This is a genomic window from Plantactinospora sp. BB1, from assembly GCF_003030385.1.
Classification (GTDB): domain Bacteria; phylum Actinomycetota; class Actinomycetes; order Mycobacteriales; family Micromonosporaceae; genus Plantactinospora.
Map to the genome: position 1 here is coordinate 6,148,182 of NZ_CP028159.1, position 13,413 is coordinate 6,161,594.

A 13,413-nucleotide genomic window follows, 5' to 3' on the forward strand; every position below is an offset into this window, starting at 1 on the left:
GTTAAGGACACAGGCCATGACTTCTGACACCCCCGGCGGCGACCGCTCCCGCGGGCTGCTCTCGCGGCTGCGCCGCGCGCGGTCGAGGCCGCGCGGCAAGGCCCGGCGTCGACTGGGCGCCGCGGTCCGGTTGCTGGCCGCGCTCATGCTGGCCGGCGGCGCCTACACCGTCTTCGCGCCGGGCCTTTCGGCGCAGGACACCCCGCAGCTCACCTCGGCGGCGCAGGAGGGCAAGGCGCTCTTCGACACGAGCTGCGTGAGCTGTCACGGCCGCAACGCCCAGGGCGTCGAGGGACGCGGGCCGAGCCTGATCGGCGTCGGCGCCGCCTCGGTGGAGTTCCAGGTGAGCACCGGCCGGATGCCGCTGGCCCGGCAGGAGGCCCAGGCCGAGGAGAAGCCCCCGGTCTTCACCGACGACCAGACGACGCAGCTGGCGCAGTACGTGCAGGAACTCGGCGGCGGGCCGCAGCTCCCCGAGGGTGAGAACCTGCACCAGGGCGGGGACGCGGCCGAGGGCGGCCGGTTGTTCCGGATCAACTGCTCCTCCTGCCACGCCTTCGGCGGTGGCGGCGGCGCCCTCTCCTCCGGCAAGTTCGCCCCGAGCCTGCGGGACGCGACCGACCGGCAGATCTACGGCGCGATGCTGACCGGTCCGCAGAACATGCCGGTCTTCGGGGACAACCAGATCCGGCCGGACCAGAAGGCCGACATCATCGCGTACCTGAACGAGACCGTGCAGTCCGACCGCGACCCGGGTGGGTTCAACCTCGGCCGGTACGGCCCGGCCACCGAGGCGCTGGTGATCTTCCTGGTCGGCATCGTGGCGTTGATCTTCGCTGCTCTGTGGATTGCGGGTAAGTCATGAGCACTGCCAACGACGTACAGCCGCACGGGGCCGGCCAGCAGCCGATCGACCTCGACGACCCGACGCTGTCCCGGTTCGACATCGTCCGGGAGGGTGCGCGGCGCGACGACATCGAGATCGTCCACTACGAGGCGCAGTTCCCGGTGCCGGGCACCAAGGCGGAACGCCGGCTGACCCGGACGATCACCCTGATGTTCCTGCTGGTCGGCGTGCTCGCGACCGCGTTCCTGGCGATCTACATCTGGTGGCCCTGGACCTTCGAGTCCCAGGACGGGCTCGGGGTGCTCTACACCCCGCTGCTCGGCATCACCCTCGGCCTCGCGCTGCTCCTGATCGGCTTCGGTCTGCTCGCCTGGGGCAAGAAGCTGCTGCCCAAGGAGGTGTCGATCCAGGGCCGGCACGACGAGCACGTCACCGACGACGAGCGCAAGCTCACCGGCAACACGATGCTCTACCTGGCCGACGAGATGGGCGTACGGCGTCGGCCGCTGCTCGGCATCTCGCTGCTCGCCGGCCTCGCCCCGGTGGGTGCGGTCGCGGCGGCGCCGCTGATCGGCGGAATGATCGAACAGCCGCACAAGAACAACCAGATGTTCACCACCGGTTGGAAGCCGCAGGACGGCAGGCGGATCCACCTGACCCACCACGACGGCACCCCGATCCGCCCGGAGGACATCAGCCCCGGCGGGATGCTCACGGTCTACCCCGGAATCGAGGGCGGCGCCACCAACAAGTGGGCGGACTCCCCGGTCCTGCTGTTCCACCTGCGGGAGCGTGACGCGGCCGACGCGAAGGCGGCGAACGTCCGGGACAACAAGCCGAACTTCATGTGGGGCAACTACATCGCCTACTCCAAGATCTGCACGCACGCCGGCTGCCCGGCCAGCCTCTACGAGCAGCAGACCAACCGCCTGCTCTGCCCCTGTCACCAGTCACAGTTCCTGATCACCGACAACGCCCGCCCGGTCTTCGGACCGGCGAACCGGCGGCTTCCCCAACTGCCCCTCGACGTCGAGGGGGGCTTCTTCGTGGCGAAGTCCGACTTCACCGAGACCGTAGGGCCAGACTTCTGGGAGCGGCCATGAAGCGCCGAAGGTTGGACATGGCGGCGGTGCCCGGCAAGGCCGCCCGCGAGGTCGACGACAGGTTGCAGGTAGCAACCCCGCTGCGGTCCCTGCTGAACAAGGTCTTCCCCGACCACTGGTCGTTCCTGCTGGGCGAGATCGCGCTCTTCTCCTTCGTCGTGCTGCTGCTGACCGGTGTCTACCTGACGCTGTTCTTCGAGCCGTCGATGCGCGAGGTGACCTACGACGGCAGCTACCGGCCGTTGCAGGGCGTGCACATGTCCGCCGCGTACTCCTCGTCGCTGGACATCTCGTTCGACATCCGCGGCGGCCTGATCATGCGGCAGATGCACCACTGGGCAGCGCTGCTGTTCATGGCCGCGATCATCGTGCACATGATGCGGATCTTCTTCACCGGAGCGTTCCGCAAGCCGCGCGAGCTGAACTGGATCATCGGGTACCTGCTCTTCTGGGTCGGGTTCCTGGCCGGCTTCACCGGATACTCGCTCCCCGACGACGGGCTCTCCGGCACCGGCCTGCGGATCGCCTCGGCGATCATGCTCTCCATACCGGTGATCGGCACCTGGGTGACCTCGTCCATCTTCGCCGGGGAGTTCCCCGGTGAGATCATCGTCAGCCGGTTCTTCATCGCGCACGTACTGCTGATCCCCGCCCTGCTGGTGGCCCTGATCAGCGTGCACCTCGGACTGGTCTTCAAGCAGAAGCACACCCAGTGGCCCGGCCCCGGCCGGACCAACTCGAACGTGGTCGGCGAACGGATGTTCCCGCGCTACGCGCTCAAGCAGGGCGGCTTCTTCATGATCGTCTTCGGGGTGATCGCCCTGCTCGGCGGCGTGGCACAGATCAACCCGATCTGGTTCTTCGGCCCGTACGAGGCCGGGGTGGTCTCCGCGGCGAGCCAGCCCGACTGGTACGTCATGTTCCTCGACGGCTCGACCCGGTTGATGCCGCCGTGGCAGATCTCCATCCCGATCGGCGACGGCTACGTGATCCCGCCGCTGTTCTGGCCGACCGTGGTGCTGCCCGGCATCCTGACCGTGGTGCCGCTGCTCTACCCGTTCATCGAGGCCCGGATCAACAAGGACCGCCGCACCCACCACCTGCTCCAGCGTCCCCGCGACGTACCGGGCCGCACGGCCCTGGGCGCCATGGCGGTGTCGTTCTGGCTGGTGCTGACGCTCTCCGGGGCGAACGACGTGATCGCGGAGAAGTTCTGGATCAGCCTGAACGCGATGACCTGGGCCGGCCGGATCGGGTTGATCATCGTACCGCCGATCGCCTACTACATCACCTACCGGATCTGCCTGGGGCTCCAGCAGCACGACCGGGAGGTACTCGCGCACGGCGTCGAGACCGGCATCATCCGCCGGCTCCCGAACGGGCAGTTCGTGGAGGTGCACCAGCCGCTCGGCCGGACCGACGAGCACGGGCACAGCGAGCTGGAGTACGTCGGCTGGGTCGTACCGAAGAAGATGAACCGGCTCGGCGCGCTCGGCCCGGCGATCCGGGGCTTCTTCTACCCGATCGAGAAGCCGGCCGAGGCGCCGGTCTCGCCCGGCCACCCGCCGGTCGAGCCGCGCCCGGAGCGCGAGGAGATCGGCAGCGGCGACCGCCGCTGAACGAGACGCACCACGTGACAGTGGCGCCCGCCGGAGTTTTCCGGCGGGCGCCACTGACGTTTCAGGGCCGGAACCTCGGGGCGGCTGTCACGGGCGCGGACGTGTCGGCGTGTGCGCCCCGGCGGAGTCGAGGATGAGCGGCTCACCCACGCCGGCCCGGCCCATCGGCAGGCCCGTGCCCGACGCCGCGGGCCTGCGACCAGCGCACAGCAGGCCCGTGCCAGCGCACCCGGCAGGCCCGTGCCCAGCGCACAGCAGGCCCGTTGCCCGACTCCCAGCGGGCCAGTGCCCGGTGGGCGAGCTGTGGCGCCGCTCCAGTCGGATCAGCCGGGGCCGGGGCCGGGGCGAAGGGCTCCGGCCCCGCGACCGGCGGCTCGCTCAGACCGGGCCGGCGAACCGGCGCCGGGGCGGGATCCCACGGCGGAGGCCGGCAACCTGGCTCGCGCTGGCGACCGACCGCCCACGCCGACAGCGTCGTGGCGGGCCTGCACGGCGCGTCGGAGTCCGCCCTTGTTCTCGGGGTACCACCTGGACCAGATCTTCGCCAGACGGGCCGCTCAGCACGGCTCACGGGGCATCAACGACGACGACCCGCAGCCCCCGAGAGGGCCACGGGTCGTCGGAGATGCCTACCGCGCCGGTCAGTGCTCCGCGGTGCGCCGGGTGCCGGAGTAGTACTCGAAGAGCAGGCCGCAGGCGCCGAAGATCACCGCGATCAGGCCGGCGGCGATCAGCCACCACTGCCAGAACACCAGGCCGAGCCCGGCGATGGTGGCGGCAGCGGCCAGCCCGAACGGCCAGTAGCTGCCGGGGCTGAAGAAGCCGACCTCACCGGCGCCGTCCGAGATCTCCGCGTCCGCCCGGTCCTCCGGACGCGGGTCGATCCGCCGGGACACGAACCAGAAGAAGCCGCCGCACATCGCGGTGAGCAGGAACGACAGCGCCAGCGCGACCGTACCGATCCACTCCACCCGGCCCGCCTCGCCGGCCGTCCACACCCCGTAGACGACGGCCGCGAGGGCCAGGAAGATCGAGACGATGCCGAACAGCTTCCACTCGGTCTTCATTTGGGCGCTCCTCAGCTTCCCGCGCTCGCGTTACCGAAGTTGTTGACGTCCCGCCGGGTCTCGAACGGCCGGGTGGTCTGGGCCAGCGGCTCCTCGCCGATGGCGACCAGGGCGTCCTGCGTCGACTGGCCGGCCCGCTTCGCCTCGATGAACCGGTCGTACTCGTCCGGCGAGACGACCCGCAGCTCGAAGTTCATCATCGAGTGGTACGTGCCGCACAGCTCGGCGCAGCGCCCGACGTACGCGCCCTCGGTGTCGAGGCTGCTGACCTCGAAGACGTTGCGGACGTTACCGGGGAAGACGTCCCGCTTGAAGAGCAGCTCCGGCACCCAGAACGAGTGGATGACGTCCCTGCTGGTCTCCTCGAACCGGATGCTGCGGCCGGTCGGCAGCACCAGGATCGGGATCACCTCGCTGGTGCCCAGCGTCGAGGCGACCGTGTTGGCCTCCTCGCCCGGCTCGTCCCGGTAGTTGAACTGCCAGTTCCACTTGAAGGCGACCACCTCGACGGTCACGTCGGGGTTGCTGGTGACCTTGTTCACCCCGGTCTGCACGATCGCCGTGTAGTAGAAGAGCACGGCGACGACCAGGATCGGCGCGATGGTGTAGAGGAACTCCATCGGCATGTTGAACCGGGTCTGCACCGGCAGCGCCTCGCCCCGCTTGCGGTAGCGGATGATGCACCAGAAGATCAGGCCCCACACGAAGACGCCGACCGCCAGGGCGGCGATGGAGGAGCCGATCCAGAGGTCGTACATCCGGTGGGACTCGGGACTGATGCCGCCCTGCGGCCACCCGAACCCGTCGAACGTCCGGCCGACGTCACAGCCGGTCAGCAGGGCGAGCAGCGCGGCGCCACCGGCTCCGAGCGCGGCCAACCGGCCCACCGACGGGCGCGTGCCGCGCCCTCGGGCGTCCCGGGGACTGCTCTGCCGTACGGCCGACGGCCGTACCTCCGAACCCCTTGCGACCACCTGGTCCTGCCTCCCTAGCGCGCCGCGGCGTCGGAGTTGTCGACACCGGCGGCAAAGGCGTCACCGACGGTCGCAGATTACTCGACCTGCGTCGGCTGGACGGCCTTGGGGTCCGCGTCCCCACTCTGCCGGGGGATCTTGCCCGATCCGGCGCCGCGTTACGGTTTGCTGGTGAGCGAGCCTCCGGTCTACTTCGACGCGGCCTCCGCGGCACCGTTACACCCGGTAGCCCGGCAGGCGCTGCTCGCCGCCCTGGCGGACGGCTGGGCCGATCCGGCCCGGCTCTACGCGCCGGCCCGCCGGGCCCGCCAACTCCTCGACGCGGCGCGGGCGGCCACCGCCGAGGTCCTCGGGGTACGCCCCGACGAGCTCTCCTTCACCCCCAGCGGTACGGCCGCGGCGCACGCCGCCGTGCTGGGCGGGCTGGCCGGGCGGCGCCGGGCGGGCGGCACGCTGGTGCACTCGGCGATCGAGCACTCCGCGGTGCTGCACGCGGCGCAACGGCACGTGGCGGCCGGCGGCGACGCCACCCCGGTACCGGTGGACCGGTCCGGGCGGCTCGACCTCGACGCCTGGTCGTCGGCGGTGGCCGGCCCCGGGGTGGCCCTCGGCACGTTGATCAGCGCCAGCCACGAGGTGGGTACGGTCCAGCCGGTCGCCGAAGCCGCCCGGGCCTGCGCGGCCGTCGGGGTGCCGCTGCACGTCGACGCCGCCCAGTCGGTGGGCCGGGTGCCGGTGCCGGAGGGCTGGTCGATGCTGTCGGCCAGCGCGCACAAGTGGGGCGGGCCGCCCGGCGTCGGGCTGCTGGTGGTCCGCAAGGGCACCCGCTGGGAGTCGCCGTACCCGGCGGACGAGCGGGAGGCCGGCCGTACCCCCGGGGTGGGAAACCTGCCCGCGATCGTGGCGGCGGCGGCCGCGCTGCGCGCGGTGCACGCGGAGGCCGCGGCCGAGGCCGCCCGGCTCGGACCGCTGGTCGACCGGATCCGGGCCACCGTGGCGGCGACGGTGCCGGACGTGGAGGTGGTCGGCGACCCGGTGCAGCGGCTGCCGCACCTGGTCACCTTCTCCTGCCTCTACGTCGACGGCGAGGCGCTGCTGCACGCCCTGGACCGGCGCGGCTTCGCGGTCTCGTCCGGCTCCTCCTGCACCTCCTCCACGCTGCGCCCGTCACACGTGCTGGAGGCGATGGGGGTGCTCTCGCACGGCAACGTCCGGATCTCGCTGCACCGGGAGAGCACCGAGGCGGAGGTGGAGCGCTTCCTCGCCGAGCTGCCGGGGATCGTGGCCGGGCTGCGCGCCGAGGCCGGGGTGCTCGGACTCTGACCCCGGCCCCGGCGGGCCGGTTGGCTCGACCCCGCCCGGCGTCGGACAATCGCCGGAGGGCCGACGACGATCGGAAGGACGTACGCGAGTGCCGGGAGGTCAGCGGTGAACGCTCCGGACGAGGTCGTCGACTGTCTCGGCCAGCGCTGCCCGCTGCCGGTGATCGCGGCGGCCCGGCGCCTGCCCCAACTGCCGGTCGGCGGCGTGCTCCGGGTACTCGCCGACGACCCGGCCGCGGCGATCGACATCCCGGCCTGGTGCCGGATGCGCGGACAGGAGCTGGTCGGCACCTCGACCGTCGACGGCTCCCCCGCGTACGACATCCGCCGCGCCCACTGACCGCCGACCGCCCCCGGCTCAGCCCAGGTGCTGCCGGACCTCCTCGGCGGCCTGGTCGCCGTACGACTCGGCGAGGCGCTTGACGAAGAGGTCGCCCCGGACCTCGTACTCCTGGGTGCCGACGGTCTCCAGCACCAGCGTGGCGAGGAGCGAGCCGATCTGGGCCGACCGCTCCAGGCCCAGTCCCCAGGAGAGTCCGGCGAAGAATCCGGCCCGGAAGCCGTCGCCCACCCCGGTCGGGTCGGCGATGTGCAGCTCGCGGGCGATCGGCACGTGGATCCGCTCGATGTCCCGGCCGACGATCTCGACACCGTCCTTGCCCAGCGTGGTGACCCGGATCTTGACCCGCTCCAGCAGCTGGTCGTCGGTGAGCCCGGCCTTGCTCTGGAGCAGCGACTTCTCGTAGTCGTTGGTCAGCAGGTAGTCGGCGCCGTCGATCAGGCCGAGTACGGCGGAGCCGTCCATCCGGGCGAGCTGCTGCGACGGGTCGGCGGCGAAGGCGTACCCCCGCTGGCGGCACTCCTCGGAGTGCCGCAGCATCGCGTCCGGGTCGTTGGCGCTGACCAGCACCAGGTCGAGCCCGCCGACCCGGTCGGCGACCGGGGCCAGCTCGATGTTGCGGGCCTCGCTCATCGCACCGGCGTAGAAGGAGGCGATCTGGCACATCTCGGTGTCGGTGGTGCAGACGAACCGGGCCGTGTGGGCCACCTCGCTGATGTGCACCGAGGCGCAGTCGACGCCGTGCCGCTCCAACCAGGACCGGTAGTCGTCGAAGTCGGCGCCGACCGCGCCGAGCAGTACCGGCCGCAGGCCGAGCTGCGCCATCCCGAAGGCGATGTTGGCGGCGACGCCGCCCCGGCGGAGCACCAGCTCGTCGACGAGGAACGAGAGTGAGACCTTGTGCAGCTGGTCGGCGATGAACTGATCGGCGAACCGGCCCGGGAAGTGCATCAGGTGGTCGGTGGCGATCGAGCCGGTGACGGCGATCTTCATGTCGGCCCTCGGAGTTGGAGACGGGATTACGGCCGGGTCAGCCTACCGGTCCGTCGTCGGCCACGTCCCCGATCGATCGGGTACCGGCCAACCGGAGGTCACCTGCGGCTCACCGCCCGGCAAGGTCCGCCGCCCCGGGCGCCCGCGGCGCGCCCGCGGTCGCCGTGGACCGCCGCCAGCCGGCCCGGGTACGTGAGGACGCGCCCTGGAACGCCGAACGGGCCGCTCCCGACGCGGCGGCGTGACGGACTCTCCGGGTAACGTCACGCCCCCGCGCGGGGCGACCCGCTCAGGTAACCAGTATGGAGCAGTAGATCGGGATGTACCGGGTAAACCGGGACAAAGCACCGATCAGTGGAACGAATCACCGCACGCGCACGAGTTCTGCGCGTTCGGGTTGTCGATGGTGAAGCCCTGGGCGTCGATCCGGTCGGCGAAGTCGATGGTGGCGCCGGTCAGGTACGGCGCGCTCATCCGGTCGACGACGACCTCGACCCCGCCGAAGTCACTGACCACGTCACCGTCGAGCGAACGCTCGTCGAAGAAGAGCTGGTAACGCAGGCCGGAGCAGCCACCCGGCTGCACCGCGACCCGCAGCCGCAGGTCGTCGCGGCCCTCCTGCTCGATCAGGGCCTTCACCTTCTGCGCCGCGACGTCGGTCAGGACGATGGTGCTCGGAGCGGTTTCCGCGCTCGACTCGGTCTGCGCTGGCGTTGTCACGATGAAAGTCTCCCCTGCGCCGGTGCGATGTTTATCCGTACTGGCCAACGCTAGCCGGCTGGCCGGTGATTCCCAATGTGGGTACAAAATCGATTCTAGGCCGGTGCGACGCAGGTCACCCAGGCTCGGGCGGAACCCGCCCCGGCGTGCCGGATCGTCCGGTTCGCCGACCGGGGCGGCCCGGTGCGGCGCGGGCACCGGAATGTGACGAACGCCCCAGACGAACGCCCCAGACCCGGCACCGGGGCACGGCACACACCCATACCCACCCGGCCGGTCCGGCCTGAGGTCGGCGGCCGGCCGGTCACCGGCTCCACTGCCCGGCCAGCCGGGCCGCCAGCGCCCGCAGGCCCTCGGCCGGCCGGCTCATCGCCCGCTCGACCCCGCCGTGCGGCTCCCCGCCGAAGTGGTCCACCAGGCTGTGCGTCTCGGTCACCCCGGCCGCCGCCGACGCGCGCCGCCCGGCGCTGACCCGGCCGGCCAGCACCACGCAGGGCACCCCCCGGTCCCGGGCCGCCCCGGCCACCCCGGCCACCACCTTGCCGCGCAGCGACTGGTGGTCGAAGGAACCCTCCCCGGTGATCACCAGGTCGGCCTCGTCGTAGGCGGCGTCCAGCCCGGTCAACCGGGTGACCAGTTCGATACCCGACTCGCACCGGCCGCCCAGGGCGAGCAGCGCCGCACCGAGCCCGCCGGCCGCGCCGGCACCCGGCAGCCCGGCCAGCCCGGGCGGGCAGCCGGGCAGGTCACGCTCCAGCACCTCGGCGAAGCGCCCCAGCGCGTCGTCGAGCAGGAGTACGTCCTCGCGGGTCGCACCCTTCTGCGGCCCGAAGACGTTCGACGCGCCGGTCAGCCCGGTCAGCGGGTTGTCGACGTCGGTCGCCGCGACCAGCCCCATCCCACGCAACTGGGGCCGTCCGGTCAGCCCGGCGACGGCGAGCAGCGCGGCTCCGCCGTACGGCAGGGCCATCCCGGCGGCGTCCACCGGTACGGCGTTCAGCGCGGCCAGCAGCCCCGCGCCCGCGTCGTTCACGGCCGAGCCGCCCAGCCCGACCACGGCACGCCGGGCCCCCGCCTCGGCGGCGGTGGCGAGCAGCGCGCCGAGGCCGTACGAGGTGGTCCGCTTCGGGTCGCGTTCCTCCGGGGCGAGCAGGTGCAGGCCGCACGCCTGGGCGCTCTCCACGTACGCGGTGGTGCCGTCGGCGGTGAGCAGGATCTCCCCGGCGGCCGGCCGGCCCAGCGGGTCGACGGTCGACACCGGCACCCGGCGTCCGGGCAGGGCGGCGGCGAGCACCTCGACGAAGCCCGGCCCGCCGTCGGAGAGCGGCCGCAGCACCAGGTCGTCGCCGGGGGCCACCTCCCGCCAGCCGTCCCGGACCGCCTCGGCCACCTCGGCGGCGGAGAGGGTACCGGCGAACTTGTCCGGACAGATCAGGATCCGCATGGATCACGAGTGTGGCAGCCCACATCGGGACGGCTGGAAAGCGGTCCCGGCTGTGGAAGCATGGGGATCGTGACTTCGACGTGGGTAGAGCCGTCCAGCACCGCTACCGCCCTGCTGCTGCTCGGCCGGGGCGCCGACCCGACCAGCGAGCGCGGGGTCGACTGTCCCGGCGAGCTGCCGCCGCCGAGCGACCCGAACCTGGTCGCCCGGGCCACGGCCGCCAAGGCGGCGCTCGGTGAGCGGGTGTTCGTGCTCGGTCACCACTACCAGCGCGACGAGGTCATCCAGTTCGCCGACGTGACCGGTGACTCGTTCAAGCTCGCCCGCGAGGCGGCGGCCCGGCCGGACGCGGAGTACATCGTCTTCTGCGGCGTGCACTTCATGGCCGAGAGCGCCGACATCCTCACCACCGACGCCCAGCGGGTGGTGCTGCCCGACCTGGCCGCCGGCTGCTCGATGGCGGACATGGCGGCGCTGCCGCAGGTCGAGGCCGCCTGGGAGGCGCTGGAAGAACTCGGCGTGGCCGGTTCGACGGTGCCGGTGACCTACATGAACTCGTCCGCCGACATCAAGGGCTTCGTCGGGCGCAACGGCGGGGTGGTCTGCACCTCGTCGAACGCCGAGCGGGCGCTGCGCTGGGCGTTCGAGCGGGGCCAGCGGGTGCTCTTCCTCCCCGACCAGCACCTGGGCCGCAACACGGCGGTGCTGAAGATGGGGCTGGACGCGGACGACTGCGTGCTCTACGACCCGCACAAGCCGGGTGGCGGGCTGACCGCCAAGCAGCTCCGGGAAGCCAAGATGATCCTGTGGCGGGGGCACTGCTCGGTGCACGGCCGGTTCACCCGGAGCAGCGTCGACGAGGTCCGGATGCGGGTGCCCGGGGTGAACGTGCTGGTCCACCCCGAGTGCCGGTACGACGTGGTGACCGCCGCCGACCACGTCGGCTCGACCGAGTACATCATCAACACCATCGAGGCGGCGCCGGCCGGCTCGGCCTGGGCGGTCGGTACCGAACTGAACCTGGTCCGCCGGCTGGCCAACGCCCACCCGGACAAGCAGGTCATGTTCCTGGACCGGACCGTCTGCTACTGCTCCACGATGAACCGGATCGACCTGCCGCACCTGGTCTGGTCGCTGGAGGAACTGGTCGCCGGCCGGGTGCCGAACCAGATCACCGTGGACCGGGACACCGCGCACCACGCCCGGGTGGCGCTGGACCAGATGCTGGCCCTGCCGTAGCGGACGCATACGACTACTGACAGTAATAGGCGGGGTACGGATTCCTGCCGCTGTCCCCGTTTCGTGCCATCCGTCGCGCTGTGACCGCTCTTTTTTCGTAACCGAGCGCTATGCTGCCCGGGGCCGTGACAGAGCCCGGGCAGGACGGCGTGACCGCGTCGTGCCGGCCGGGCCACGGGGGGCGACGGCTGTGTGGACCTGATGGTTCACCCTCGCGGAGAGCATCGACGTAGAGCAGCATCAACCCGCTGGAGGTTCCGTTGACCGACGACGTCCTGGTCGTACACGGAGGTACGCCCCTTTCCGGGCAGATCCGAGTGCGCGGCGCGAAGAATCTCGTCTCCAAGGCGATGGTCGCGGCCCTGCTCGGCGACGAGCCGAGCCGGCTCTTCGACGTGCCGCGGATCCGCGACGTCGAGGTGGTCCGGGGCCTGCTCGAACTGCACGGCGTGAAGGTCACCGACGGCGTCGACGACGGCGAACTGGTCTTCGACCCGGCCAACGTCGAGAGCGCCAGCACGGACGAGATCAACGTGCACGCCGGATCGAGCCGGATCCCCATCCTGTTCTGCGGTCCGCTGCTGCACCGGCTCGGCCACGCGTTCATCCCCGACCTGGGCGGCTGCCACATCGGCCCACGGCCGATCGACTTCCACATCCAGGCGCTGCGGCAGTTCGGCGCGGTGGTGGACAAGGCACCCGACGGGATGCACCTGACCGCACCGAGCGGCCTGCACGGCACCAAGTTCGAGCTGCCGTACCCGAGCGTGGGCGCCACCGAGCAGGTGCTGCTGACCGCGGTACTCGCCGAGGGCGTCACCGAGCTGCGCAACGCGGCCGTCGAGCCGGAGATCATCGACCTGATCTGCGTACTCCAGAAGATGGGCGCGATCATCAAGGTGCACACCGACCGGGTGATCGAGGTGCAGGGTGTCGCCCGACTGGGCGGCTACACCCACCGGCCGATCCCGGACCGGATCGAGGCGGCGAGCTGGGCCGCCGCCGCGCTGGCCACCGGCGGCCGGGTCGAGGTGCTCGGCGCCGAGCAGGCCGACATGATGACCTTCCTCAACGTGTTCCGCTCGGTCGGCGGGGCGTACGAGGTCACCGACACCCGGCCGCCCCGGCAGGGCAGCCCGGGCCAGGAGGGCGGGATCCGGTTCTGGCACCCCGGCGGGGAGCTGCGGGCGGTGGCGCTGGAGACCGACGTGCACCCGGGGTTCATGACCGACTGGCAGCAGCCGCTGGTGGTGGCGCTGACCCAGGCCCGGGGCCTGTCGATCGTGCACGAGACGGTGTACGAGCAGCGGCTCGGCTACACCGAGGCGCTGAACAAGATGGGCGCGACGATCCAGGTCTACCGGGACTGCCTCGGCGGTACGCCCTGCCGGTTCGGCCGCCGCAACTTCAAGCACTCGGCGGTGATCGCCGGGCCGTCGAAGCTGCACGCCGCCGACCTGGTCATCCCCGACCTGCGGGCCGGGTTCAGCCACCTGATCGCCGCGCTGGCGGCCGAGGGCACCTCCCGGGTCTACGGCGTGGATCTGATCAACCGGGGTTACGAGGACTTCGAGGCCAAGCTCGCGGACCTCGGCGCGCACGTCGAGCGCCCCTGAACCCGCGTACCCGCATCCGGTGGCCGGCGCGCCGGCTTCCGGGTCCGGGCCGGCCGGAGACCGGGTGAGACGCTGCTCACCCGGTTCCGGGCGGCGGCGGTGGGCCGTCGGCGTACCGCGAGGTGCGGG

General features: G+C 71.8%; 12 protein-coding genes. 7 read left to right on the top strand and 5 right to left on the bottom strand.

Annotated features, from left to right (window positions below):
• Window positions 1-16: 16 nt before the first annotated feature.
• From C6W10_RS26850 to C6W10_RS26860, 3 genes are read left to right on the top strand one after another with little or no spacing between them, the layout of a single operon-like run.
• Window positions 17-865: a cytochrome c gene (locus tag C6W10_RS26850; RefSeq protein WP_107261578.1), complete on the top strand. Its 849-nt coding sequence runs from the start codon at window positions 17-19 to the stop codon at window positions 863-865.
• Window positions 862-1,950, top strand: a complete 1,089-nt coding sequence (locus tag C6W10_RS26855) for a ubiquinol-cytochrome c reductase iron-sulfur subunit (RefSeq protein ID WP_107261580.1) — start codon at window positions 862-864, stop codon at window positions 1,948-1,950. The genes C6W10_RS26850 and C6W10_RS26855 overlap by 4 nt, the downstream gene beginning before the upstream one ends.
• Complete coding sequence (locus C6W10_RS26860; protein WP_107261582.1) at window positions 1,947-3,569, top strand: cytochrome bc complex cytochrome b subunit; 1,623 nt, start codon at window positions 1,947-1,949, stop codon at window positions 3,567-3,569. Before C6W10_RS26855 ends, C6W10_RS26860 begins: the two co-directional genes overlap by 4 nt.
• Window positions 3,570-4,210: 641 nt before the next feature.
• Here C6W10_RS26860 and C6W10_RS26865 read toward each other — a convergent pair.
• Window positions 4,211-4,636 (bottom strand): cytochrome c oxidase subunit 4, encoded by a 426-nt coding sequence (locus tag C6W10_RS26865; RefSeq protein ID WP_107261583.1) that lies wholly within the window; start codon window positions 4,634-4,636, stop codon window positions 4,211-4,213.
• 11 nt (window positions 4,637-4,647) lie between these two features.
• The gene (gene coxB / locus C6W10_RS26870) at window positions 4,648-5,610 is read right to left on the bottom strand and encodes a cytochrome c oxidase subunit II (protein ID WP_107261585.1); all 963 of its coding nucleotides are present in this window, start codon (window positions 5,608-5,610) and stop codon (window positions 4,648-4,650) included.
• Between the two features lie 171 nt (window positions 5,611-5,781).
• On the opposite strand from coxB, the gene C6W10_RS26875 reads away from it, so the two are divergent.
• Both C6W10_RS26875 and C6W10_RS26880 read left to right on the top strand, forming a co-directional pair.
• The gene (locus C6W10_RS26875; RefSeq protein ID WP_107264319.1) at window positions 5,782-6,933 is read left to right on the top strand and encodes a cysteine desulfurase family protein; all 1,152 of its coding nucleotides are present in this window, start codon (window positions 5,782-5,784) and stop codon (window positions 6,931-6,933) included.
• 105 nt (window positions 6,934-7,038) lie between these two features.
• Window positions 7,039-7,272 carry a sulfurtransferase TusA family protein gene (locus C6W10_RS26880; protein ID WP_107261587.1) on the top strand — a complete coding sequence of 78 codons (234 nt, stop codon included), beginning with the start codon at window positions 7,039-7,041 and terminating at the stop codon, window positions 7,270-7,272.
• Window positions 7,273-7,290: 18 nt separating this feature from the next.
• Here the strand turns inward: C6W10_RS26880 and C6W10_RS26885 are convergent, their stop codons facing one another.
• The 3 genes from C6W10_RS26885 to C6W10_RS26895 form a co-directional block, all read right to left on the bottom strand.
• Window positions 7,291-8,265, bottom strand: a complete 975-nt coding sequence (locus tag C6W10_RS26885; protein WP_107261589.1) for a carbohydrate kinase family protein — start codon at window positions 8,263-8,265, stop codon at window positions 7,291-7,293.
• A gap of 351 nt (window positions 8,266-8,616) precedes the next feature.
• Entirely contained in the window at window positions 8,617-8,985 is a 369-nt protein-coding gene (gene erpA, locus C6W10_RS26890) for an iron-sulfur cluster insertion protein ErpA (RefSeq protein ID WP_107261590.1), read from the bottom strand.
• A gap of 304 nt (window positions 8,986-9,289) precedes the next feature.
• A complete protein-coding gene (locus C6W10_RS26895) occupies window positions 9,290-10,429 on the bottom strand; it encodes a glycerate kinase (protein ID WP_107261592.1) in 1,140 nt (379 codons plus the stop codon).
• 69 nt (window positions 10,430-10,498) lie between these two features.
• Between C6W10_RS26895 and nadA the strand changes: the two genes are divergently transcribed.
• A complete protein-coding gene (gene nadA / locus C6W10_RS26900; RefSeq protein ID WP_107264320.1) occupies window positions 10,499-11,668 on the top strand; it encodes a quinolinate synthase NadA in 1,170 nt (389 codons plus the stop codon).
• Window positions 11,669-11,928: 260 nt separating this feature from the next.
• Entirely contained in the window at window positions 11,929-13,284 is a 1,356-nt protein-coding gene (gene murA, locus C6W10_RS26905; protein ID WP_107261594.1) for a UDP-N-acetylglucosamine 1-carboxyvinyltransferase, read from the top strand.
• Window positions 13,285-13,413: the final 129 nt, after the last annotated feature.

Coding starts and splice junctions, on each gene's coding strand:
- C6W10_RS26850 (WP_107261578.1), top strand. CDS start 17: ATGACTTCTGACACCCCCGGCGGCGACCGCTCCCGCGGGCTGCTCTCG.
- C6W10_RS26855 (WP_107261580.1), top strand. CDS start 862: ATGAGCACTGCCAACGACGTACAGCCGCACGGGGCCGGCCAGCAGCCG.
- C6W10_RS26860 (WP_107261582.1), top strand. CDS start 1,947: ATGAAGCGCCGAAGGTTGGACATGGCGGCGGTGCCCGGCAAGGCCGCC.
- C6W10_RS26865 (WP_107261583.1), bottom strand. CDS start 4,636: ATGAAGACCGAGTGGAAGCTGTTCGGCATCGTCTCGATCTTCCTGGCC.
- C6W10_RS26885 (WP_107261589.1), bottom strand. CDS start 8,265: ATGAAGATCGCCGTCACCGGCTCGATCGCCACCGACCACCTGATGCAC.
- C6W10_RS26895 (WP_107261592.1), bottom strand. CDS start 10,429: ATGCGGATCCTGATCTGTCCGGACAAGTTCGCCGGTACCCTCTCCGCC.